The sequence below is a fragment of the Bacillus sp. PPSBB_2 genome, assembly GCF_045291115.1.
GTDB lineage: Bacteria > Bacillota > Bacilli > Bacillales > Bacillaceae_G > Bacillus_A > Bacillus_A cereus.
Genome location: NZ_CP147983.1, coordinates 5,476,299 through 5,501,704 on the forward strand (window position 1 = coordinate 5,476,299; position 25,406 = coordinate 5,501,704).

Here is a 25,406-nt window from a genome sequence, read left to right on the forward strand (position 1 = left end):
TGTTATTGATATAAATGACTACCAGCTTCTTTAAATTCTTCTGCTTTCTCTTTCATTCCTTTTTCAATTGCTTCTGTCGTTTCTAAATCATTTTCTTTTGCATATTCACGAATATCATGTGAAATTCTCATACTACAAAACTTCGGTCCACACATTGAACAGAAGTGAGCTGTCTTTGCCCCTTCTGCAGGCAACGTTTCATCGTGATATTCCATCGCACGTTCAGGATCTAAAGATAAATTAAATTGATCGCGCCAACGGAATTCGAAACGTGCTTTTGAAAGTGCATCATCACGCTGATGAGCCGTTTTATGTCCTTTCGCAAGATCAGCCGCATGCGCTGCAATTTTGTACGTAATAACACCCGTGCGTACATCATCTTTGTTTGGCAAACCTAAATGTTCTTTCGGCGTTACATAACAAAGCATCGCCGTTCCAAACCAACCGATCATCGCAGCTCCAATTGCCGATGTAATATGGTCATAACCTGGTGCAATATCTGTCGTTAGTGGCCCAAGTGTATAAAACGGCGCGCCCTGACAAATATCAAGCTCTTTCTCCATATTCTCTTTAATTAAGTGCATCGGTACGTGTCCAGGTCCTTCAATCATAACTTGCACATCATGTTTCCAAGCAATTTTCGTTAATTCACCAAGTGTTTCAAGCTCAGAAAACTGTGCTTCGTCATTTGCATCTGCAATCGATCCTGGACGTAATCCATCTCCAAGAGAGAACGAAACATCGTACTGCTTCATAATTTCACAAATCTCTTCAAAATGAGTATATAGGAAGTTTTCTTTATGATGGAATAAACACCACTGCGCCATAATCGAACCACCACGCGAAACGATACCTGTCGTACGCTTTGCAGTAATTGGAATGTAACGAAGCAATACACCAGCGTGAATCGTAAAGTAATCAACCCCTTGCTCCGCTTGCTCAATTAACGTATCACGGTACACTTCCCATGTTAAATCTTCTGCAATTCCGTTTACTTTTTCCAGCGCTTGATAGATCGGTACAGTTCCAACTGGTACAGGCGCATTACGAATAATCCACTCACGCGTCGTATGAATGTTTTTACCTGTAGATAAATCCATAATCGTATCTGCACCCCAGCGCGTTGCCCACGTCATCTTCTCTACTTCTTCTGCAATAGAAGAAGATACAGCAGAGTTTCCGATATTTGCATTTACCTTCACGTGGAAATTACGCCCGATAATCATCGGTTCTGCTTCTGGATGATTAATATTCGCTGGTAAAATAGCGCGGCCTTCTGCGATTTCCTTACGAACAAACTCCGGCTCTACTCCTTCACGAATTGCAACGTATTCCATCTCAGACGTAATAATGCCATTACGCGCATAATGCATTTGCGTAACATTTGCACCTTGCTTCGCTCTAAGCGGCTGGCGATCCATTTGCGGGAAAACAGGTGTATGTTTCGAAGCCACTTTCACACCATCATCCTCTGGTTTCATCTCGCGCCCTTCATATGCCTCTACATCCCCGCGCTCCATGATCCAAGAATGACGTGGCGTTGGAATTCCCTTTTCCAGCTCCACTTTATACGCCGGATCCGTATAAGGACCGCTCGTATCATACACACGGACTGGAGGATTTGGGATGCCGTTCGTTTCGCTTTGTTCAATCTCACGCATCGGCACTTTCATGCCTGCGCGTGGTCCATCCACATATACTTTCTTACTCCCTGGTAAACTCGATTTCAATTCAATTTGCTCAGCTGAAACAGACTGTTTCATAACCTTTGTTGCCTCCCCTGTTCGTGACAAGGACGAGATATGGCCAGCGCATGCCAAAATAAAAAGAGCCAGGTCCATAAAAAAATAAGGACCTGGCTCATAAAAGACATCATTATGTAAAGCCGTTAACTTCCCTACGCTGGTACGAGCCAGATCAGGTCCAAAGGGTTAAGAAGATCACGCGCTTCTCTCTCAGCCTACGCATACGTTAGGCACCCCTAGTTTATCACTGATTTAATTTTCAATACTTTCCCATCATACACCATAATCTGAAAAATTCAAAGTTTATTTCTTTTGCTCTTTACGGAATCATCCACGTTAAATAATAAGCCTGAACATAAGTCATAATCCCTATAATTATTACGAAGAACACCCTATTGTAAAAATAGTTTATGATTTAACATGGGAGTTTAAAAACATCTTCACCACAAAGAGTGTTGAGAATCTCAACCATTGTATTAAGAAAATTAAGAATACTAATATACAAGAGTTTAAGAGCTTTACGAATGGATTAGCCCGGGATATTGAAGCTGTCAGAAATGCGGTAACTTATGAGAATAATAATGATCTTGCCAAAGGGAGCATAAACAAGTTAAAGCTTATTAAAAGAATCATGTATGGTCGATGCAAATTCTCCACATTGCGGACAAAGATTCTACTTTTGGAGAGAATGAAACTTTTCAACTAACTCCGGGAAGAACCATTTTTTACTTGCCAAATACATTCATCAGTCCCGTTTGCCAAAGAGCCTTTGTCTCTGCTGTATTTCGCTACAACTGCTACTGTTACCTGCCATACAACCTGCAATAGAGATAGGTAAAAATTTACTATACAAGGAACAAAATTGACCTGCTCCTCCATTTAGTGATTTAACTATCTTTATTATTCAGAGCTAAAACTCAAAGAAAAATCTCTTACATTTATTGTAACGTAATTTCCTTAATATGTTAATCATTTTTGTTGTCTTGTTAGTTAAAGGGGTACTTAGTACAAAAAATAACCGTAGATAGTAGCACGAACACTGTTCTTGTTATAATTATTTTTTTCAGAACGTCTATAATCCTCTTTTAAAAAATATATGTAAATATAATAAAAAACGAATGATTAATAGAAATATTCTACACCACTCGTTTTTTATCGGACTTCTTTTTACTGTACTTTTATTTTCTTTATGAGTTATTAGAAAAATAATTGTCTATATAAGTCTTTATTTTTTCAAAATTCTTTTCCATAAATAAGATTGCTGGTACTTCAATTATTGGAAGATTATTTTCATTATCAAAAGCTGGACACGGTTTGGGAACTACCAAATAGTCAACTGAGTTTTTATCCCTAATATAATTAATTGAAACATCATAATACTTAGAAAAATATTCCTTCAAATCATCCTGATTCCTTAAAAATGGTAGAGAAAATATTGAACCATAATTTATACCAGCGTCGACAATTAATACAAAGCATATTTTTTTCATGATACACCCTCCTCGTATAATAAGTTTTAAGTTAATAACTGTTCCTTGAAAATTAAATAGTTTTTATCTTCAAGAGCTACATCAAAAAAATGATGTATGGGTAAAATTTAGTCTTGGATACTGGGGGATTTCCCCAGATAATGGAAGTGCGGAAATGGATCCATCGGGAATATGCTTACTCCTCCTGTAGTTCGACCACGTTAAAAGACTGTGACCCAGACCAAAATGCACTGCATACGCACAAGCTGTATCGGTTTCCTTCACTTACCTCTCATAATGGTGGGAGGGGCAGCTTAGATGAAGGCAATCATTGAATACTCATACGCGAGGTTGTGGCTATGTTTTTGACTCTAGGGAGATCCCACAGTATCCAAGCTCATTCCAAATACTATTCAAAGAAAGGAGGTCCTTTCTTTGAGATTATTCGTAGCTATTGATGTAAGCTCTGAAAAACTTGATGTATGTTTTCTTGACAGTCATGACACTGTTTTGAAAGAAATTTGTCTTTCAAACGATGTGAATGGTGCCAACGCCATTAAGGAGGATGTTCTCCATTTTCATCAGTTGTACAACTATAAAAAAATTGTCATTGGTATGGAATCTACTTCCGTCTATAGTTTCCGTCCTTCCATGTTCCTAACGGAAGATAAGGATTTGAGGGCTTTAGACGTGGAAGTGGTCGTACAAAATCCAAAAGCCATCCATCGGTATAAAAAACTCTTTGAAGAAGATAAGAGCGATAAAATAGATGCTTTCCGTATTGCCGATTTTTTACGAATCGGACGGTATAATAAGTTTCTTATCAAGGAGGAAAAATACGTTGCCCTTCAACGTTTAACACGATCTAGATATCAACTCGTTCACCAGCAAACATAATGTAAGCAACACTTTCTGAAGAACCTTTACTACAAATGTAATACGTTATCGAAAGAGTTAAATACCTCTGTTTTTGGTGCGACGATGATGGAAATACTCTCAGATTCCCTTTCGTTGGATGAAATCGCAGAAATGGATCTAGAAGCACTCGCTACTCTTCTTCAGAAAAAGGGGAAAGGACGCTTTAGCGACCCGGAAGATTTAGCGAAAACCATCAAGAAAGCCATACGTGACTCCTACCGACTAGGTAAGGTCGTTCAAGACTCTGTGGACGTTGTATTAGCCACTTATGCACGATTGATTCAAACATTGAAAAAACAAATCAAAGAGATAGAAAAAAGCATTACTGCTTTATTCTAAGCCATTCCAGAAGCGAGATATTTAACAAGTGTTCCAGGCATTGGAGTCGTATACGCCGCGGGAATCATTGCGGAAGTTGGACAAATTGAACGCTTTGAGAACGAAGCACAATTGGCCAAATACACCGGTCTTTACTAGAAAAAATCGTAATCTGGAAACTTTGAATCGGAACGAACACCCATGACACGAACGGGAAACCAGTATCTTCGTTATTACATGGTTGAAGCTGCCAACTCTGTACAATTTCGTGAAGCTACTTACCGTGCTTATTATTTAAAGAAATATGATGAAGTTCCGAAATACAAACATAAAAGAGCCCTTGTCTAAAGCCGTAACTAGATTCGCTAAATTGTTTTTCAAATATTGAACCAAGCACTTGACTGATTGCTTGTTGAACAACCCTATCCACTACTGTCGGTATTCCCAATTTGCGCATCTTCCATAAAAAGAGCCAGGTCCATAAAAAAATAAGGACCTGGCTCATAAAGACATCATTATGTAAAGCCGTTAACTTCCCTACGCTGGTACGAGCCAGATTAGGTCCAAAGGGTTAAGAAGTTCACGCGCTTCTCTCTCAGCCTACGCATACGTTAGGCACCCCTAGTTTATCACTGATTTAATTTTCAATACCTTTCTATCATACACCATAATTTGGAAAATTAAAAGTTTATTTCTTTTGTTGTTTATGGAATCATCCACGTTAAATAATAAGCCTGAACATAAGTCATAATACCAACAATAATTACGAAGAACAAACTATGCTTCACTGTAAAACGGAACAAATCCGATTCTTTTCCAGCAAGACCAACTGCTGCACAAGCAATCGCAATCGACTGCGGAGAAATCATTTTACCTGTTACACCGCCTGTTGTATTTGCTGCAACAAGAAGCACTTCAGATACGCCGACTTGCTGCGCTGTAATGGCTTGTAAATTTGAGAACAGTGCATTCGCAGACGTATCAGACCCTGTTAGGAATACGCCAATCCAGCCTAAGAATGGTGAGAAGAACGGGAATAGTCCGCCAGTTCCAGCTAATGCTAACGCTAACGTGGAAGATAGACCAGAATAGTTTGCGATAAATGCAAATCCTAGTACGAATCCGATAGATAGAATTGGCATTTTTAATTCGCTTAACGTTTCTTTAAATGTCACTACTGCATCTTTTACATTCATTTTCAAAATAAACATGGAAATGATACAAGCAATTAAAATCGCTGTTCCAGTTGCCGATAATACATCAAACTTCAGAATTGCCTCGTAAGGCGTTGGTTTATTTACAATTGGCTCTGCTTTCATTACTAGATTATGCAGACCTGGAATTTCAAACTTAAATACAAGACTTTCTAAAGCCCCTCCTGGAGTGAATAATGCCTTAAAGAAACTTTGGCTCCAAATGACTACCATAACCGTTAATACGATAAATGGGGACCATGCCTTCACTACTTTTCCAAACGTTAATTTCGGCATCGATGCCGCTGTCGTTGTTGCTGCTACTTCACTATTTGCTTGCCCAGATTGATAAATTTCTTTCGGCTGCCAAACTTTTAAGAACAGCGCTAAACTAATTAAACTTACAAGTGCCGATGTAATATCCGGAAGTTCTGGTCCTAAAAATGTCGCTGTAATGAACTGCGTAATCGCAAATGAACTACCCGCTACAAATAACGCAGGCCACGTTTGTCGTATCCCCTTAAATCCATCCATTAAAAATACGATAAAGAATGGCACAAATAATGATAGGAACGGTAATTGATGCCCAGCCATTTGTCCAATTTTATGTGGATCAATACCTGTTACTTGTCCAGCAACTGTAATCGGAATTCCCATCGCTCCGAACGCCACTGGTGCAGTATTTGCAATCAAACAAAGACCTGCTGCGTATAAAGGATTTAACCCAAGACCCGCAAGAAGCGCTGCTGTAATCGCTACTGGTGCCCCAAATCCTGCCGCTCCTTCTAAAAATGCTCCAAATGAAAATCCAATTAAAATAACGAGTAGACGATGATCGTTCGTAATCGATAATACCGATGCACGAATCACATCGAATTGACCTGTTTTTACAGAAATTTTATATAAAAATACCGACATAATGATAATCCAAGCAATTGGCCATAATCCGTATAAGAAACCATATCCGGTTGCTGCCATTGCCATCGTGAACGGCATTTTATAAGCGAATAACGCTACTAAAACTGTAAGTACAACTGTAATAAATCCTGCCACATACCCTTTCATGCGGAAAACTGCTAAAGCTAAGAAAAAAAAGATAATCGGAATAAGTGCGACCGCTGCCGAAATCCAAATGTTTCCGAATGGATCATAAACTTGTGTCCATGTGTTCATTGTTCTCTCCCCCTAAAGAATCCCCTTTTGAATAGAATAACCTCATCAATAGACTATCAGGTCATCATACCTTTAAGTCTAAAATAAAAAAACGTTTAAGAAAACGTTTTCAATAACTTTCATTTATACTGTACCATAACAATTTCTATTAAAAAAGATTTTTTTGAAAATTTTATTATTTAACAGAAAATCTTACAAAATCGTCACGTTCTTGTAATGTTCATCGATAGGAAGTTTGCCAAAATTATTGCATAATAATAGTATAACAACAGAAATTATTTATGAGGTGATATATATGAACGGAAATAAAATATTAGCTGCGTTATCATACTTTAGTGTACTATTTGCCCCTATCTTATTCCCTATTATCGTTTGGATTGTAGGAGACGCTGAAACAAAACCACATGCAAAACGTGCTCTATGGACACACATCATTCCAAGTATCGCTACATTCATTGGCGTAACTATTTTAGGAATTATGGGTCTTGGATCTGATCAACCAGATGTAACACTTGGAATTGGATCAATGATTGTCTTAGCTATTTGCGGAATCATCAGCTTATACTACTTCATCTGGAACATTGTAAAAGGAATTAAAGTACTGAAAGCTTAATTTTAAACAAACGTTTGTTTAAAAAAGGACCCTTGCAAATTGCAAGGGTCCTTTTCCTAATTCGTTCACTTTATCTTCTGCGTTTCTTCTTTTTTCTCATCATTTTCTTTCGGCGCGTATTCACTTTATCCGCTATAATGTGAAGCGTACTTGCCACAACAATTCCCATTAAGAACGTTACAATTTCAACCTCATGTTTCTTCGCAATTTCTATTAAATTACCATCCAGTGCGATTACATTTAATAGAAATAAAAATGGAGAAAAGACGATTAACATGTACGCAATACGAATCACATCACCAAGTATAATCGTATGCGTAAAGAAAGATCGATGCGGCATTACTTTTTTATAAGGATACCAAAATATACGTAAGAAACCCCATTTGTTATAAGCATTACTGTACGTATCTAAATCTGGTGTTAAAAATGAAGTACCTACTAAAAAACCAATTGCAAAAGTTAATAAAAAATCAAAATTTGTTAATCCATACGAAAAGAGCAAAAACAAAACAACCGGAAGGGATATTAAGTTTATTTTCGTATGCGTTCTTCCTGATGGCATAATGCACTTCCTCGCTTACGTTCGTCCTGTCACCTCATGACAGATTTCACCTATTGACCTAATTTCTGATCGATAAATGTTGTGTCTATATCCGAACCAAACCATTCTGCCAACTTCACTCGTGCCTTATCTTTCACATCTTCATTGACGTATAACGACACCTGTATTAGTGCGGCCGTTAACGCCCCCAAATCATCCGTATAGCCAATTCCAGCAATGAAATCTGGAATCGCATCAATCGGTGCAATAAAATAAGCAAGTGCTCCAATTACAATAATTTTCACTCGTTTTGGAACATCGGGTCTTTGCAAAACGTAAAACAGTAATAAACTTGCATAAATGACCGACTGCCCTGCTTGCTTTGCAACATGTTTTACTTTCTTCCAAAACGCTTCAACTGAAAATTTTTGTTTCATGTAAAAAGCCTCCCTATTTTTAAAAAGAAATAAGCTACAATATGTTATCAGTAAAAGTTCATGGAAATTACACAAAACCTATCAATGAACTTTCATTGTAACAAACAAACTAAAAAAGAACAAGTGTTCGTTAATTTTCACACGATTTCCTTCATATAATAGATTTCTAGATAACCCTTACCCATCTTCGTTTCTTATTTCTCAACAAAGAAAATTTTCACTTCCACTTAACATTCTGCTCTACCTTTGTTATATTTTCTAGTTGACGGACATATAAACGAATGTTAAAGTTTTCTCTGGTAGTGACAAATCTTATACAAAAAATGTAAAATGTTATAGTGTTTCTCAGAAATGAATTTTGTTGTATAATACAGAAATGACGTTATGCTTATGAGCAACAAAAGAAACCAAAAGGGTATGCATAGTTATAGTCGTATATGGGTGAATATAGAACCTTTAATTATGGCCAAGAAAACTATGTATTTTTTATTTTAACATTTTTCGCTCCAAAATCGACCAAGCCTGATAGAGAAAGGGTGGAAATGAATGAAAGAAACCTTGAAATCACAATTTCAAAATGTGCGTTTCACTTTATTCGTAGCTTTAGCCTTATGGCTGAAAACTTACCTTATTACACGCACAAGCTTTGATTTAAAACTTGAATCTTTCATGCAAGAATTCATTTTATTCCTTAGCCCATTAGCAGCATCATTACTGCTTGTTGGTCTTGCATTATTTGCAAAAGGGAAAAAACGTAACTATATAGCACTTGGAATTAATTTTGTCTTAACAATCGTTCTTGTTGGTAACGTAATGTTCTACGGATTCTACAATGACTTCGTTACATTACCGGTGCTAGGACAAACATCTAACTTCGGAAGTTTAGGTTCTAGTGTGAAAGAATTATTTAACTACAAAATTATCCTTGCATTTGCAGACATTATCATATTCTTCGTTCTATTGAAGAAAATGAAGAACTTTGCACCTACAGAGCGTGTAGCACGCCCGATGCGTTCTCTATACTTCGTATCAACAGTTGCTATTTTCTTCGCAAACTTAGGACTTGCAGAAGCTGAACGCCCAGAACTATTAACACGTTCATTCGACCGCGTTATGCTTGTTAAAAACTTAGGATTATATGTACACCAAGTATACGATCTTGGCTTACAAGCAAAATCAAGTTCACAAAAAGCATTCGCTGACGGTAGTAAATTACAAGAAACAGAGAACTACGTAAAAACAACACAAAGTAAACCAGATCCAAATATGTTCGGTACTGCAAAAGGGAAAAACGTAATTGTTGTCTCTCTTGAGTCATTACAAACATTCTTAATTGGTGCAACAGTTAACGGACAAGAAGTTACACCATTCTTAAACCAATTTACGAAAGAAAGTTATTACTTTGATAACTTCTTCCATCAAACAGGTCAAGGTAAAACATCTGATGCTGAATTCCTAGTAGATACTTCGTTATATCCACTAGACCGTGGTGCTGTATTCTTCACACACGGTAACAATGAATATACAGCAACTCCAGAAATTTTACGTCAGCAAGGGTATCACACGTCGGTATTCCACGCAAACAACGCAACATTCTGGAACCGTAACATTATGTATCCAGCACTTGGTTATGATCGTTACTACAACGAGCTTGATTACAAGATTACGCCAGAAACAAAATTAAATTGGGGATTAAAAGATATCGAATACTTCGATCAATCTATTGATATGTTAAAACAAGTGAAGCAACCATTCTATACTCGCTTCCTTACTTTAACGAATCATTACCCATTCACTTACGATGACAGTACAAAATTAATCGATGAATACAATTCTGGTGATGGAGTATTTGACCGTTACATGGTAACTGCTCGTTACTTAGACGAAGCAATGAAACACTTTATTGAGCGTCTAAAAGCAGAAGGTATTTACGACAACTCAGTAATCGTATTCTACGGTGACCACTACGGTATTTCTGAAAACCATAACCGTGCAATGGCACAGTTCTTAGGAAAAGAAGAAATCACTGCATTTGACCATATGAACTTACAAAAAACACCGATGTTTATTCACGTTCCAGGTCAAAAAGAAGGTAAAACAATTTCGAAACCAACTGGTGAAATTGACATTAAACCAACTATTCTAAACTTACTTGGTGTAGATTCTACAAATGACGTTCGATTCGGTCATGATGTATTCTCACCTGATAATAAAGGATTCGTTGTTCTTCGTGACGGTAGCTTCGTTACAGATAAATACATGTACACAAACAGTACATTCTATGACCGTGCTACTGGCGAAGTTGTACAATTACCGAAAGAAGAATCCCAACCACTAATTGATCGCGCCCAAAATGAATTGAACATGTCTGATAAAATCATTGAAGGTGACTTACTTCGCTTCTCTGAAAGTAATAAGATCAAAACTGGTGAAGTAAAAACAGTTATTAAAGAAGAAAAGAAGAGTGCTGAGTAATCTCAGCCTCTTTTTTTATTTTCTTCCATACAACTACTTATATTCATTAACTTTAAAATTACATAACCTTTACCAAATATTCACATAGTGTTAATGGAAAATCTCTATAATAAAATATGTAAACGAGGTTCTACATATTTCTTATCTCTCATCTTTCGTAAGATCCCTTAAAGAAGTGTGTAAATCTTTTGTTTCTACTTTCTTATAATTGTCTTTCAACATGTTTTGTTTCCATACACAAAACATTCAACGAGACAATGTCCCTATGAAAGATAGCTACCCTCCTTGTGCAGCATTCCATAAGAATGTTGCTTTTTTTTATTTAAAAGCAGGATTCTCATTCTTATTTTCGAATTTGTATATACAAAATGCTGTAAAGTGAAACTTTAATCAGCCCTCACCAATCGGGTAGCTACGGGCAGTTATTCGCCCAATTCACTTCTTTGCTCCACCCGAATTTTTAAGTAGGAGTTTTACTGCCCGTTAATGCGGGGTAAACCATCCTTACTTCTCTATGATTTACAAATACATATACGGTCATATGTAGAGAATTGCTTACATAAAAATTACTATAGTGATTTTTATCTCGCATGAATGAAAGTTTCACGTTACTTACGTACTTACGAAAGGATGGGACGGAAATTGGCATACGAAAAATTTGTACTTTGGAATGATGAAGTTATTGATACAACAAAACAACAAACGTACATAGAACTTGAAGAGAGAGGTTCGCAGTTCGGAGATGGTGTCTACGAGGTTATTCGCCTATATAAAGGGAACTTTCATTTATTAGATCCGCACATAACGAGATTATATCGATCCATGGAAGAAATAGAATTATCGCTCCCTTTCTCAAAAGCTGAGCTCATCACTTTACTTTACAAATTAATTGAACGAAATCATTTCCATGAAGATGGCACAATTTATTTGCAAGTATCTCGTGGTGTACAAGCTCGCACACATATATTTTCATATGACAACCCTCCAACAATTTATGCCTATATTACAAAAAAAGAAAGACCAGCGTTATGGATTGAATATGGTATACGCGCTATATCAGAACCCGATACTCGATGGCTACGCTGTGACATTAAATCATTAAATTTATTACCAAACGTACTAGCTGCTACGAAAGCTGAACGAAAAGGCTGTAAAGAGGCACTTCTCGTAAGGAATGGTATTATAACGGAAGGAAGCCATTCCAACTTCTTTTTAATTAAAAACGGAACTCTTTACACACATCCAGCCAATCACCTTATTTTAAATGGCATTATTCGTCAATATGTCCTTTCTTTAGCGAATACTCTTCACATACCTGTACAGGAAGAACTTTTCAGCGTTCGTGACGTTTATCAAGCAGATGAATGCTTTTTTACAGGCACAACGATTGAAATTTTACCAATGACCCACCTTGATGGAACCGCGATTCAAGATGGGCAAGTTGGGCCTATCACCAAAAAACTGCAAAAATCATTTAATCAAATCTTGTTACAATCCAATATGGCATCTTCTTAAACCCGAATAATTTCTGCCCTTTCACATTCAATATATGCATTTAAATGGAAATCAAGGTGTAAATTTATGCCTTGATTTTTTCTTGTAATCTTTTTGTCATATTCAGATTCCCACATAAGCCTTGACAGTAATCGACATGCTCTTTAGAATTTTTAACAGTTGGTAAATATTTCTTCACTACATTACAGACAGAAAGGAATCGACAAATTATGAAAAAGTATCTTGCCGGTCTTGCGGCAGTGTCTGTAGCAGGAGGAGCAGCACCTACACTTGATAGTGTTCAAGCTGCACCTGAACAAAATACACAAAAGGCTGCTACAACTGTCCAAGCTTCTGCGTCAAACAACTCATCTTATACGGTAAACGCGAGCGTATTACATGTTCGTGCGGGATCAAGCACTTCTCACGACATCATCTCACGCGTTTATAACGGTCAATCACTAAACGTGATTGGCGAAGAAAATGGTTGGTTCAAAATTAACATTAACGGAAAAACAGGCTTTGTTAGTGGCGAATTTGTATCAAAAAGTGGAGCAGCAAACAACAATGTAAGCACAGGTGGAAACAATAAAGTTACCGCTGATGTATTACGTGTACGTACAGCTCCTAACACTTCTAGTTCTGTTTCTGGACGTGTATATGAAGGACAAACATTAAACGTAATTGGACAAGAAAATGGTTGGGTGAAAATTAACCATAATGGACAAGTAGGTTATGTAAGTGGCGAATTCGTATCTGGCGTTTCTTCTAATGCAGGTTCTTCAAACAACAATACGAATAATAACAACCAAGAAGTAAAACCAGCAAGCGGAAACTATACAGTAAATGTATCTTCCCTTCGTGTTCGTACAGGTCCTAGCACTTCTCACACAACTGTAGGTTCTGTCAAAAAAGGACAAGTAGTACAAGTTGTTGGCGAAGTTCAAGATTGGTTCAAAATCAATTACGCAGGACAAACTGCTTATATAAGCAAAGACTACGTAACAAAAGGCGGTTCTAACGAAAACGTTACAGAAGGCAACAAACAAGAGCAAAACAATAATGGAACTATTCAAACTGGTGGTTCTTACGTAGTTAACGCTACATCTTTACGTGTTCGTACAGGCCCTGCCGCTTACCATAGTGTAATTGGTGGCGTTTTAAACGGTACAACATTAAACGTAGTTGGATCTGAAAACGGTTGGTTTAAGGTAAATTACCAAGGAAAAACAGGCTTTGTTAGTAGCGAATTTGTAAAATTCGTTAAAGGTGGCACTACTACTCCTGAGCAACCAAAACAACCTGAACAGCCTAACCAAGGTGCAATTGGTGACTACTACATTAATGCTTCTGCACTAAATGTACGTAGCGGCGAAGGTACAAATTATAGAATCATAGGCGCACTTCCACAAGGTCAGAAGGTTCAAGTAATCTCTGAAAACTCTGGATGGAGCAAAATTAACTACAACGGTCAAACTGGTTATATCGGAACACGTTACCTATCTAAAACACAAGTTGGAGGCGCAGTAGATAATAAGCCTAACAATAACCAAAATAACAATCAAAACAATAACAACAATAATAATACAGGCAACAATAGCGGCGACAGTTCTTCCGTACTTGCATATGCAAAATCAATGCAAGGTGTACCATACGTTTGGGGCGGAAGTTCTGCTAACGGTGTTGACTGCAGTGGTTACATCTACCACGTATTTAAGAAATTTGGTCATAACATTAACCGCCAAAGTGTTGCAGGATATTGGAGTAGCCTACCAAAAACTTCAAGTCCACAACCTGGTGACTTAATTTATTTCCAAAACACTTATAAATCTGGTCCTTCTCACATGGGTATCTACCTTGGGGGCGGATCATTTATCCAAGCTGGAGCTAACGGTGTAGCAATCGATTCATTAAGTAAATCTTATTGGAAGAGCCACTTCTTAGGATACACGAAAGCACCTTAATTAATAGTTTCAAAGCCTTCTAGTTTACTAGAAGGCTTTTTTGCTATGAGTTCAACATATTACTCCCTTTCTCCTACCTTCTTTCTACAAAAATAATGTATCCATTCTTCCATTTCATACACTTTATTCTGCAAAAACAATGCATAACGTTATCATAATGTATATATTCCCATAAAAAACATAACCTATTTCATGTCTATTTATTTCATATGTGTTTTTTTGAAGAATTTTCTTTTTATTTAAACTTTTCATTAGACGTTTGACCTCCGATGTCCATTATGATAAGTTACTTAAGATGTTATATTCGTAAACGTATAGACAACTGGTTTATACACTGTTTTTACTATGAGGAAGGAGCATACACTGCATGAATCTTTTATGGGGAATTGGCGGCGTGATTGGAGTATTAGCAATTGCATTCTTACTATCTTCCAACCGCAAAGCTATTAATTGGCGCACAATTTTAATTGCGCTAGCATTACAAATGTCATTTTCATTTATCGTATTACGATGGGATGCTGGTAAAGCAGGTTTAAAACACGCTGCTGACGGTGTTCAAGGATTAATTAATTTTTCTTACGAGGGAATTAAGTTCGTTGCTGGGGATTTAGTCAACGCAAAAGGACCTTGGGGATTTGTATTCTTTATTCAAGCACTACTTCCAATCGTATTTATTAGTTCATTAGTAGCAATCTTATATCATTTTGGTATTATGCAGAAATTTGTTAGCGTCGTTGGTGGTGCATTAAGTAAACTTCTTGGAACTTCTAAAGCAGAAAGCTTAAACTCAGTAACGACTGTATTTTTAGGACAAACTGAAGCTCCAATCTTAATTAAACCTTACTTAGCACGCTTAACAAATAGTGAATTCTTCACTATTATGGTAAGCGGTATGACAGCTGTTGCTGGATCAGTTCTTGTCGGCTATGCAGCAATGGGTATTCCGTTAGAGCACTTATTAGCAGCTGCAATAATGGCAGCTCCATCAAGCTTATTAATTGCGAAACTCATTATGCCAGAGACAGAAAAAGTAGATAATAACGTTGAACTTTCTACAGAACGTGAAGACGCAAACGTTATCGATGCAGCTGCACGCGGTGCATCTGAAGGTATGCAACTTGTTATTAACGTAGCAGCAATGTTAATGGCTTTCATCGCATTAATCGCTTTATTAAATGGATTATTAGGATGGGTTGGTTCTTGGTTCGATATTAAACTTAGCCTTGATTTAATCTTGGGTTACTTATTATCACCATTTGCAATCTTAATCGGGGTTTCTCCTGGTGAAGCTGTACAAGCAGCAAGCTTTATCGGTCAAAAACTTGCAATCAACGAATTCGTTGCATACGCAAACTTAGGACCACACATGGCAGAGTTCTCTGACAAAACAAATCTAATTTTAACATTTGCAATCTGTGGATTCGCAAACTTCTCTTCTATCGCAATTCAATTAGGTGTAACAGGAACGTTAGCTCCTACTCGCCGTAAACAAATTGCACAATTAGGGATTAAAGCAGTTATCGCTGGTACATTAGCGAACTTCTTAAATGCAGCAGTTGCAGGTATGATGTTCCTATAAACTTATATAGAGTCTTCTCTTTCTACAAGAGGAGACTTTTTTCATGCAATCCAAATGTCTTTTATGCATCTATTAATCACTTTATGCCAAATATAAGAACATTATGATACAATAATGTTTAAGTCTTTTTATTTTTCTAATGAAAATAGAAATACTACTTGTTGTTGCCCTTCAAAAGAATGTAACGACATGGTCAATTTCTTAATAATTGCGCATACTACAAGTATCTATTGATGAAATAGCTTTAAGGAGGAAAGTTTTGTGAAAGATAAGTTCTATAAAATCCTCTCTATGTGGATTTTACAAATTGTATTTTATTTTACTACTGTACATGTGACGAAATATGAGCATGCTCTTATTTTTACAATAATATACGTAATCGTAAATGTGCTATTCTTATTTTTAGCTGACAAAACAGCATTTGTTTTCTTCATACTAGGAACCATTATTTCCGTATTTTATTTGTTCTATCAAGCATGGCTTCATTTATGGAGTACATCAGATCAATGGCAATATATGATTATCCACTTCCTGATGGCAGCTAACTTCTTCATTGTATACATAACAACTCACCTATTGAAAAAAGTGATTCATGAAAATAAAACTTTAACTGAGCGTGTGAGAACGTTAGAACAATATATTGGAGAATCAAAATTACTAACAAGACAAGAATTCGAGAGACGCCAAGCATTATTAACAACTGCAATGAATCGTCGTAATGAAACAGGCGTTATCATTTACTTTGATTTCACTCCCTTTAGTAAATATACGAAGGAAAGTGTTATGGACCGTGTAGCTTCCTTATTAGTTGAAACGGTAAGGAATGATTTTGACCTTGCTGCTGAATATGATAATAATACGCTAGTTATTTTATTACAAAACACAAATGAAGCTGGTGCTGACATTGTAATGAACCGCCTAAAGCCAAAAATGGAGCAATGGCTTGCTGCTGAAGCAATCCGAGATATAAAAATTTCACGCGAGCACATTGGAAACAAAGGACAGACACTGTTATGATGACTCTCGTTATACTTCTTTTATTCCTTCTGTTTTGCGTACTCGTTTTTTGGATTAGTATCACATTTTCAATTAAATATGTACTTATTTTTACGGCCTTTCTATTCTCTGGTTTACTCGTTTACTACTCTTTCTTAACAATTGCGGGCTTAATTCATCGAAATAGCAAACGAAAAGATCGTACGCTAGAACATTATCCGAGCGTCGATATTTTCATACCTGCCCATAATGAAGGCGTCGTTATTAAAGATACTTTAGAGGCGATGGCGAAGATTGAATATCCTGGAAAGCTAACTATTTATTTATTAAATGATAACTCTCAAGATGAAACACCTGAAATCGGCGATGATTTCGACAAAGCTTATGCTCATATTCGTCATATTCGTGTTCCCCCCGGTGAACCGAAGGGTAAATCACGTGTACTAAACTATGGGCTTAGTATTTCAGATGGTGAATACTTCTGTGTGTACGATGCAGATAACCAACCTGAACCACACGCACTGCGAATGCTTGTAGAGCACGCTGAAACAACTGAAGATGCTGTTGGAGCTGTTGGACATGTTCGTACAGTAAACGAAAAGCGAAACTGGCTGACGCGAATGATTTCACTGGAATTTCAAATCTTCCAGCTCCTTATGCAATCTGGACGCTGGTTACTATTCCAAACAGGCTCACTGACAGGAACAAATATGCTTCTTCGTCGCTCCGCACTAGAAGAGCTTGGTGGCTATGACCCTTATGCAATTGCAGAAGATGCTGAATTAACATTAAGAATTACACAAAAAGGTTATCTCTTACCAATCGTCCCAGAATCAGTTACTTGGGAACAAGAACCAGAGCATTTAAAAATTCTTATTAAACAACGTACACGTTGGCTCCAAGGGAATTTATACATTTTAGAAAAAATGTTCTCGTCATTAAGTTTCTTTAAAGGAAAGCTGCTTGTTCATTCCTTACAACAAGTTCTAGTGTATGTTGTATTTTGGCTATTCCTAATCATTTCAAACGTTTGGTTTGTAATTGGGCTACTCGGGATATTCCAAATTCAATATAGCATCCCGCTACTATTTATGTGGTATGTCGCATATATTACATATGTTTCTCAATTATTTAGTGCCCAGAGTGTCGAACGAACCTTTACACCGACTAATATTTTTATTAGCGTTATTATGTACTTTACGTACGCACAGCTCTTTACGTACTTATTTATTCGTAGCTTAATCCTATACTTACGTGCAAAGAGTAAGAAACAAGTCATTGGCTGGGATAAAACAGTTCGATTCAAAAAAGATAAATAATAACAATAAGCACAGAGCGCCGTATGCTCTGTGCTTATTTATTGCCGTATAAATTATATATCAGACAATACCCCTTAGCTGAAAGTAATTTCACGTCCATCCCCCAACGAACGATCGACCTTCATTTATATACGAAAAAGTGATTGCTATTTTTGTAGAACCAATTGCTTCTCTTGCTGTTCTTTGCGCGTTTCAGTCTTAGGTTCCGTGCTTTCTTGGACACTACGATGTGCCACACGTTTCAAACAAATATGCTTCCACTTTCTTTCGTAACGTTTCATTATTCTAGATGTCCCCCTTGAATGCGCTTTAAAACTATTTGAAATCGCTTACAGGAAATAATATAGCACATATATATAAACGTGACAACACATTTCCGACATATTTTTGACAAAAATACGAATAGAATTCGTAAGGTATCGAATATTGTCGAAACCTATCGTTTTTTCTTCGTATAAAAGGCATACTACTTATATGGTAAAGTATTTTATTTCCCCTACCCGCATTTCAAATTCCTTCTATATAAAGTGAAACTTTCATTAGCCATCACCAATCGTACTTTTACAGGCAAATAGAGAAATAAAAAAGAGCTGATATGAAATCAGCTCTTTTCCTTCTATTATTAATGACGCTTCATACGTCCTTCTTTTTGTAACTCTTTAAATAATGCTGCCATCATAAAGAAAATAACAAAGACGAACGGGAATGCTGCAATGATAGCTGCCGTTTGTAAGGCTTCTAATCCGCCAATATATAATAGCGTAGAAGCTATCGCGGCTAGAACGATACCCCAAATCATTTTAATACGATTTGGTGGGTTTAAACTACCATGTGTCGTTAACATCCCTAAAACGAATGTTGCAGAGTCTGCAGATGTAATAAAGAATGTTGCAATAAGTAAAATACCTAAAACTGATAAAGCTGATCCAAAGCTGCCCATCTGATCGAACATAGCGAATAATCCTACTTCTGTTCCCATTTCTTTCACTTTGTCGAAGATATGTGCATCACCAAACAGCTCCATATGAATACCAGTACCGCCGAACACAGAGAACCAAAGTGCACCAATTACGGTCGGCACAAGTAACACACCGATAACAAACTCACGAATTGTACGACCTCGTGAAACACGAGCAATAAACGTACCTACGAACGGTGACCACGCAATCCACCATGCCCAATAGAAAATTGTCCATGACTGAATCCATTGATTCCCACCTTCGTCTAATGGACTTAAACGGAAACTCATACTTGGCAATTCCTGAATATAAGAACCGATTGTTGAAGTGAAGTAATTCATAATAAAGTTTGTTGGACCTGCAAATAATACAATGATCATAAGTGCAAATGCAAAAATAATATTCGTATTACTTAAATATTTAATTCCTTTATCAAGACCTGTTTGCGCAGATAACATAAATAATACTGTTACGATTGCAATAATAACTAACTGAGTCGTTAATGAGTTCGGGATAGATGTTAAATAACTAACACCACCTGCAATTTGTTTCGCACCAAGACCTAATGACGTTGCAACACCAAATACAGTTGCGAAAACAGCTAACACATCAAATGAATGAGCAATACGCCCGTGTTCCCCGCCCTTAAATAACGGACCTACTGTCGCACTAATCGTACTTGCTTTTCCTTTTCTAAAAGTAAAGTAAGCAATACATAACGCTACAAACGCATATAGTCCCCAAGGATGTAATCCCCAATGGAAAAACGAAAAACGCAGTGCAAGGCGCGCACTTTCCTCAGTTGCACTATCTCCAAACGGAGGTGCGTATAAATGGTTTAATGGTTCGGCAACGCCCCAGAAAACTAAGCCAATACCCATACCAGCACTAAATAACATAGCAAACCATGTCATATAACTATAATCAGGTTCATCATCATCTTTACCTAAACGAATAGAACCGTATTTCGAAACAATTAAAAAGATAGACACACCTAAAATAATAGACACGGAAATAATATAAAACCACCCGAACTTACTAACTAATGCAGTTTGAATTGCGGTTGTTACATTTCCTAAGCTACCTTTTCCAATAATAGATTCGGGAATAATCCCCCAAATTGTAAATGCAATACATAATGTTAATGAAACGATGAATGTTTTTGTCAGTTTCCTCATCAAATCCCCCTTCGTAGGTTTCGCTTTTGTAAATAACATAAATTCCGATATGTAAAATCGGATAGAAAACTATAATTTTGCGGTGATTTTCTTACTTTCACCTTCACCAATTCGAATTCTTATGGACAGCCTTACCTTTCGTATAACCTTTTCACTCTGCAAGAGCTACAAGTTAGAAATACTGCTGTCAAATTGTGTGAGAAAAACGCGGATAGGAATGTATTTTCCTAAAAAAGGATGTGTTACATATGTAAAAAAGGGCAAAGTTCTTCCTTACAACCCTTTCGTTTTGTAACAATTATGCGGTTTTTTTGCTAGTATATAGCACGTGTTTATAGCTTCACAAACAAAATGTTTATGTTTATATAACTATATTACCCATAAAACGGTAAAATACTCAAGGAATGTAATCGTTTAGTAAACATCATGTAACATTCCTGTAATATTTTTATTTACGTCGAAAAAAACATGTTGTATTAAATATTTTGAATATAACTAGAAACCTATGAGTCATATAGAATGAAAAACGCTTTCCTATATTTTTTGTTATATTACAGGATGTTAACGACTTATTACGAATGGTTTGTAATTGTGTGTTTTCCCCAAATCCGAAAAAATCTGTTGCTATAATGAGGACACGAAAACAAACGCAATGGAGGCTATCATGAAAAAATTAATTGGTATAGCAACAGCAGCAGTTTTTGGTCTTGGGATTTTCACATCATCTGCTAATGCAGAAACTGTTGTAACAACAGACGTACTAAACGTACGCGAAAACCCTACTACTGAATCAAAAGTTGTCGGTAAATTACTAAACGGTAATAAAATAGATGTTCAAAATACAGAGAACGGATGGTCAAAAATTACTTTAGACGGTAAAGACGCATTCGTAAGTGCAGAGTTCACAAAAAGCATCTACTACGTAACAGCTAACGTATTAAACGTACGTGCTGAAGCGAACACAAACTCAGAGGTTCTTGGAAAGTTGAAGAAAGACGATGTAATCGAAACAACGAACCAAGTACAAAATGAGTGGTTACAATTTGAATATAACGGGAAAACAGCTTATGTTCATGTTCCTTTCTTAACAGGTACAGCACCTGTAATTGAGAAACAAGAAACAACAGCTCCTGCTAAAGCTGAAGCACCAGCTAAGGCTCAAGCACCTGCAGCACAAGCAAAACCAGCTGCTAAGCCTGCTGTAAAAGCTGCTGAAACTAACACACCTTCTGGTGGTCGTGAGTTAACAGTTGTAGCTACAGCATATACAGCTCACCCGAGCGAAAACGGTGGCACATATGGCGGCCGTGTATTAACTGCAATGGGTCATGATTTAACTGCGAATCCAAATATGAAAATGATCGCTGTTGACCCGAAAGTAATCCCATTAGGATCTAAAGTATGGGTAGAAGGTTACGGAGAAGCTATCGCTGGAGATACTGGTGGTGCAATTAAAGGTAACCGTATTGATATCTTACTTGGATCAGATAGCGCTGCTCAAAAATGGGGACGCAAAACTGTTAAAGTGAAAATTTTAAAATAACCAATGACTGCTAAATTACAAGCCGGTTCTCTTTATTGAGAGCTGGCTTTTATTTATTTATTTATTTATTTATAATACATATAAGGAGGCTACGCCCATGAATGTACAAGCAAAAGTAGACTGGATTGGTACGCCAAAACCGTACATATATAAAGATGAAGTGACATATAACGCTACTTCTATTGATTTTTCACTCGCTGGCGATGATAACCGCTATAAGTTAATTGTGCTCAAGTCTGAAAACAATACACATTACAAAATTGTGCAATATGGAATAAAACCAGGCTCTCAAAAGCCATTTCCTATCGACATTCCATTTGAACAAAACATGTTACCAATTATAGAGCAAATATTACATGATCCATATGTACAAGCGATACTAAAGGAAACACACTCATAATTGTAAAAAAATATATCAACGATTTTTCAATTATATCTATCATAAATCGCAATATATCAACGATTTTTCGATTATATCTATCATAACTTACGATATATCAACGGTTCGACACGAAATATCGATTTAGCTACAAAAAAGAAGCTGTTCAAATATTGAACAGCTTCTCTCATATTAACGAGTTGGACCAGATACATCTTCTGATTTCAACGTATTATTTGCACCAAGAGAATGATACAACATCTTTCCATTTCCATTCACAGTTATAATATGTTCGTTATTAAAACTTTTGAACTTCACAGATCCATCACCGTAACGAATATGGTACTCTTCATATGTCGTTACTTTATATTTCGTAGCACTTTGACGCTCTACATTACGAACTTCCATCGTTAATAAGTCTTCTGTAATTCCTTTTTTGTGTAAATACTGTATATAATCACGGTCTTCCTTATACGATTTCCCGCTCTTATCATAATTATTTTCAATTAAACTAAAATCATTTAATGAAATTGCACGTACGTTATCATAAATATGATTTCTTACAAATTCGCCCACTGCTGAACTTGATGTTTCTTTCGGGAATTTTAAGTAATATGTGCTTTGGTCTCCAATTTTAACACTTTCAGATTTCATCACACCAAGATCAGTAGTTTTCTCTAAATGCACTTCTACTGTTTCATCTGTTGGTACAGGACCAAGTTTATAACTTCCATAATTTAATTTTCCACGTTTTTTCCCATTCACAAATACAGTTGCATCACTTTCATCAGAAGAAATGCTTACATACTTGCCTTCAAGCGATAAATCCACTTTCACCTTCTCGCTCTGTTCATCCGCTAAATCTACTTCTTTCTCTGTTTCTAATTCAGTAAGTTCTGTCTTCGCCGTTGCCTTTACAACATATGTACCTGGGAAGTATGGCCCCAACTCTTTCGAAGTTTTATCACTAGAAAGCTCTGCTTCTTTTTTGTCATTCACATATATTTCTGCATTTTTTGCAGTTGTACTAACGCTCATATAATAAGATTTCATGCTGAACTTATACTTTGGATATAAGAACCACTCTTTTCCCTCTTCTACTATTTCCCCGTCCTTAATGAAGATTTATCTTTTGTTAACTTTTGATCTACTGTCTCTTTCTGTAAATAAGACAGTAATTGTTTGTTGTAAGAAGGATTCTCTTTTAAATAACGCATGTACGCTTTAAGATCCTCTGTCTTAATCTTTAAGCTTGAATCAATTGCATCAATATCTTTCTTTTGGAATGCTTCAATCATTACATTTACTTGCTTTTCTTTTGAAAACTTATATGCTCCAAATTTATATGCCCCAAATAATAATGCAGCAATAATGGCAAAACCAATGATTAAAAATAAATTTTTCTTACTTTTCACTGGTTTTGTCTCGCTTTGTAATTCTGTATATGAAGCAGCAGTGTTATCAACGATTACTTCTACTTTACTCCCACACTCAGGACAAAAGTTCAAATGGTCTGCAACATTCTTTTTACATGTTCCACAAAACTTCAACGTGCTCTCCTCCTATTTTTTAACTAATTTCATTCCAGCAAATGCCGCTACATATGTCACAATAAAACTAAACAAAATTAAATATGTAAATGAATTTTGCATAGATAGTACTGTTCCGCTTGTTCCAAATAAACTTGTTACAGTTCCTGAAACATTAATTTGGAACTTAGAAATCATATTCATTACAATCATCATAATTGTGTAAGAACCACTGCATACCGCTAATGTAATATATATATTGGCAGTCGGTAATTTAGCTAACTTTCTTCCCGCTCTAAACATAAAGAACAATGGAATAATAAGCAGTAATAAACCGTAATGGAATACGTTATTCACTTTATCAAATTCTGCAAGGCTTCCCTCATTTGCTCCTTTTGAAATCAATATCTCTCTAAGCTCTACGCCATTTACAGAGACGCCTGATATAAATGAAAACGATAGTGTGCTCTCATATGCATTTGATTTCTTACCAATTCTAGTAAATTCCTTACTAAGTGCTGGACTTGATACTTCTAACGGCGCAAAATGAGCCATACTCCATAATTGAGGTGTTAACTCTAATGCTAATAATGTACTTTCAGATTTTAAAGTTGTTATTTCTTTTAATGGTTCAATACCGTCCTCCTTACTTACTAACGCCATAATACAAACCGCTACTGCTGTTACTAAAAATCCTTTTATCATAGCCGAAGCACCGTAATAAACAGACGCTCCATATGGCATTAACTCTTGAAATGCTGCTGCCATATTGTTTTTGCTTGTATAAGCAATAAATCCTAATAAGGTAAATAATGTCCCACATACAAAACCACTCAATAAACTCTTCATCGCTGAATAGCCAACCGTAATCTTACCTGCTTCTGAGAATGGGATTGCAAAAGATTGTGATGCTATAAAACTTATAATGAATAAAAAGACTCCATAAATAATACCAACTGTTGCTGCCATAAAGATTTGATCTTTAATCGTTTTCGCAACATGCTGTTTCCCTAACCAAATTCCTGTACCAGCGAAAATAATAAATGGAATGATTAGTAATAATGTAAATGGAGTATGCCAAGATAAAGAAAATATCAATCCACTATCATCGTTAGCTGTAAAACCAAGTAAATGGTAACTTAACATCGTAGAAGTTGCACTCGAATAAAAACTTGGCAACATTTCTAATTCTTTCGCAAATTTGCTAAACATCTCACTTAACATAGAGGCAAATAATAAACTACCAATCCAACCAGCAATTAACATGAGAATACTTGCAACAGCCCCACCAATAAAACCTTTTTGTAAAACGGCTTTATCTGCTTTAAATTCAACTTTAGGAGCACCATCCATTGTAGGCAATTTTACAGTTTGTTCTTTTTTCTTCACAACAGATAAAGAATACCCACACTTTTGACAATATAAATTTTTTTGAGCATTTTCACTGCCACAACCTCTGCAGTATTTTGCAGTATCTTTTTCTAATGTTACTGCATCTATAGCTCCTGCAATCTCCATACTACCTTCATTTGGGCAATAATTTACTTCTTCACCATGTTGTTTTCCACATGTGCGACAATACAT

19 protein-coding genes, 4 pseudogenes and 2 riboswitches are annotated in these 25,406 nt (G+C 36.4%); of the genes and pseudogenes, 13 read left to right on the plus strand and 10 right to left on the minus strand.

What is annotated here, in order from left to right:
• Window positions 1-2 precede the first annotated feature (2 nt).
• Together thiC and V6946_RS27950 are read right to left on the minus strand one after the other, a co-directional pair.
• Complete coding sequence (thiC, locus tag V6946_RS27945; RefSeq protein ID WP_006917602.1) at window positions 3-1,763, minus strand: phosphomethylpyrimidine synthase ThiC; 1,761 nt, start codon at window positions 1,761-1,763, stop codon at window positions 3-5.
• 114 nt (window positions 1,764-1,877) lie between these two features.
• Window positions 1,878-1,993: riboswitch (TPP riboswitch) on the minus strand.
• A 71-nt stretch (window positions 1,994-2,064) separates the two neighbouring features.
• Window positions 2,065-2,136, minus strand: a pseudogene (locus V6946_RS27950) (L-lactate permease); the annotation flags it as partial.
• Window positions 2,137-2,181: 45 nt separating this feature from the next.
• Here V6946_RS27950 and V6946_RS27955 point away from each other — a divergent pair.
• Complete coding sequence (locus tag V6946_RS27955) at window positions 2,182-2,451, plus strand: transposase (RefSeq protein WP_372584413.1); 270 nt, start codon at window positions 2,182-2,184, stop codon at window positions 2,449-2,451.
• Between the two features lie 481 nt (window positions 2,452-2,932).
• On the opposite strand, the gene V6946_RS27960 is transcribed toward V6946_RS27955, so the two are convergent.
• Window positions 2,933-3,235 (minus strand): hypothetical protein, encoded by a 303-nt coding sequence (locus V6946_RS27960; RefSeq protein WP_000717611.1) that lies wholly within the window; start codon window positions 3,233-3,235, stop codon window positions 2,933-2,935.
• Window positions 3,236-3,649: 414 nt separating this feature from the next.
• On the opposite strand from V6946_RS27960, the gene V6946_RS27965 reads away from it, so the two are divergent.
• From V6946_RS27965 to V6946_RS27975, 3 genes and pseudogenes are all read left to right on the plus strand, one after another.
• Complete coding sequence (locus V6946_RS27965) at window positions 3,650-4,111, plus strand: IS110 family transposase (protein WP_006925837.1); 462 nt, start codon at window positions 3,650-3,652, stop codon at window positions 4,109-4,111.
• Window positions 4,112-4,195: 84 nt separating this feature from the next.
• Entirely contained in the window at window positions 4,196-4,471 is a 276-nt protein-coding gene (locus V6946_RS27970) for a hypothetical protein (RefSeq protein WP_377827336.1), read from the plus strand.
• Window positions 4,472-4,537: 66 nt separating this feature from the next.
• Window positions 4,538-4,798, plus strand: a pseudogene (locus tag V6946_RS27975) (transposase).
• Here V6946_RS27975 and V6946_RS27980 read toward each other — a convergent pair.
• Together V6946_RS27980 and lldP are read right to left on the minus strand one after the other, a co-directional pair.
• Window positions 4,794-4,910: pseudogene (locus tag V6946_RS27980) on the minus strand (Retron-type RNA-directed DNA polymerase); the annotation flags it as partial. The pseudogenes V6946_RS27975 and V6946_RS27980 sit on opposite strands and share 5 nt — an antisense overlap.
• Window positions 4,911-4,967: 57 nt before the next feature.
• Window positions 4,968-5,083: riboswitch (TPP riboswitch) on the minus strand.
• Window positions 5,084-5,154: 71 nt separating this feature from the next.
• The gene (lldP, locus tag V6946_RS27985) at window positions 5,155-6,816 is read right to left on the minus strand and encodes an L-lactate permease (protein ID WP_001099333.1); all 1,662 of its coding nucleotides are present in this window, start codon (window positions 6,814-6,816) and stop codon (window positions 5,155-5,157) included.
• 295 nt (window positions 6,817-7,111) lie between these two features.
• On the opposite strand from lldP, the gene V6946_RS27990 reads away from it, so the two are divergent.
• Entirely contained in the window at window positions 7,112-7,429 is a 318-nt protein-coding gene (locus V6946_RS27990; RefSeq protein ID WP_001014099.1) for a DUF4870 domain-containing protein, read from the plus strand.
• A gap of 70 nt (window positions 7,430-7,499) precedes the next feature.
• Here V6946_RS27990 and V6946_RS27995 read toward each other — a convergent pair whose 3' ends face one another.
• Both V6946_RS27995 and V6946_RS28000 read right to left on the minus strand, forming a co-directional pair.
• Window positions 7,500-7,991, minus strand: coding sequence for a metal-binding protein (locus V6946_RS27995; RefSeq protein WP_001139059.1), 492 nt, complete (start codon window positions 7,989-7,991; stop codon window positions 7,500-7,502).
• Window positions 7,992-8,041: 50 nt separating this feature from the next.
• Window positions 8,042-8,407, minus strand: a complete 366-nt coding sequence (locus tag V6946_RS28000; protein ID WP_000810369.1) for a YkvA family protein — start codon at window positions 8,405-8,407, stop codon at window positions 8,042-8,044.
• Window positions 8,408-8,953: 546 nt separating this feature from the next.
• On the opposite strand from V6946_RS28000, the gene V6946_RS28005 reads away from it, so the two are divergent.
• The 6 genes from V6946_RS28005 to V6946_RS28030 all read left to right on the plus strand — a co-directional run bounded on the left by V6946_RS28005 (window position 8,954) and on the right by V6946_RS28030 (window position 18,234).
• A complete protein-coding gene (locus tag V6946_RS28005; RefSeq protein ID WP_000665333.1) occupies window positions 8,954-10,882 on the plus strand; it encodes an LTA synthase family protein in 1,929 nt (642 codons plus the stop codon).
• A 630-nt stretch (window positions 10,883-11,512) separates the two neighbouring features.
• The gene (locus V6946_RS28010; protein WP_080342281.1) at window positions 11,513-12,397 is read left to right on the plus strand and encodes a D-amino-acid transaminase; all 885 of its coding nucleotides are present in this window, start codon (window positions 11,513-11,515) and stop codon (window positions 12,395-12,397) included.
• 209 nt (window positions 12,398-12,606) lie between these two features.
• Window positions 12,607-14,340 carry an SH3 domain-containing protein gene (locus V6946_RS28015; RefSeq protein WP_366982047.1) on the plus strand — a complete coding sequence of 578 codons (1,734 nt, stop codon included), beginning with the start codon at window positions 12,607-12,609 and terminating at the stop codon, window positions 14,338-14,340.
• A 367-nt stretch (window positions 14,341-14,707) separates the two neighbouring features.
• Window positions 14,708-15,919 (plus strand): NupC/NupG family nucleoside CNT transporter, encoded by a 1,212-nt coding sequence (locus tag V6946_RS28020; protein ID WP_006925826.1) that lies wholly within the window; start codon window positions 14,708-14,710, stop codon window positions 15,917-15,919.
• Window positions 15,920-16,180: 261 nt separating this feature from the next.
• Window positions 16,181-16,936: a diguanylate cyclase gene (locus V6946_RS28025; protein WP_000653217.1), complete on the plus strand. Its 756-nt coding sequence runs from the start codon at window positions 16,181-16,183 to the stop codon at window positions 16,934-16,936.
• Complete coding sequence (locus tag V6946_RS28030) at window positions 16,933-18,234, plus strand: glycosyltransferase (RefSeq protein ID WP_000988751.1); 1,302 nt, start codon at window positions 16,933-16,935, stop codon at window positions 18,232-18,234. The genes V6946_RS28025 and V6946_RS28030 overlap by 4 nt, the downstream gene beginning before the upstream one ends.
• Window positions 18,235-18,856: 622 nt before the next feature.
• Here the strand turns inward: V6946_RS28030 and opuD are convergent.
• On the minus strand, window positions 18,857-20,371 hold the full coding sequence (gene opuD / locus V6946_RS28035; RefSeq protein ID WP_001229103.1) for a glycine betaine transporter OpuD: 1,515 nt from the start codon (window positions 20,369-20,371) through the stop codon (window positions 18,857-18,859).
• Window positions 20,372-21,035: 664 nt separating this feature from the next.
• On the opposite strand from opuD, the gene V6946_RS28040 reads away from it, so the two are divergent.
• Both V6946_RS28040 and V6946_RS28045 read left to right on the plus strand, forming a co-directional pair.
• Window positions 21,036-21,914 (plus strand): cell wall-binding protein EntA, encoded by an 879-nt coding sequence (locus V6946_RS28040; protein WP_000733331.1) that lies wholly within the window; start codon window positions 21,036-21,038, stop codon window positions 21,912-21,914.
• A 97-nt stretch (window positions 21,915-22,011) separates the two neighbouring features.
• Window positions 22,012-22,314: a DUF3910 family protein gene (locus V6946_RS28045; protein ID WP_001102539.1), complete on the plus strand. Its 303-nt coding sequence runs from the start codon at window positions 22,012-22,014 to the stop codon at window positions 22,312-22,314.
• A gap of 171 nt (window positions 22,315-22,485) precedes the next feature.
• On the opposite strand, the pseudogene V6946_RS28050 reads toward V6946_RS28045, so the two are convergent.
• Both V6946_RS28050 and V6946_RS28055 read right to left on the minus strand, forming a co-directional pair.
• A pseudogene (locus tag V6946_RS28050) lies at window positions 22,486-23,843 on the minus strand (zinc ribbon domain-containing protein).
• A 12-nt stretch (window positions 23,844-23,855) separates the two neighbouring features.
• Window positions 23,856-25,406 carry a zinc ribbon domain-containing protein gene (locus tag V6946_RS28055; protein WP_366982054.1) on the minus strand — a complete coding sequence of 517 codons (1,551 nt, stop codon included), beginning with the start codon at window positions 25,404-25,406 and terminating at the stop codon, window positions 23,856-23,858.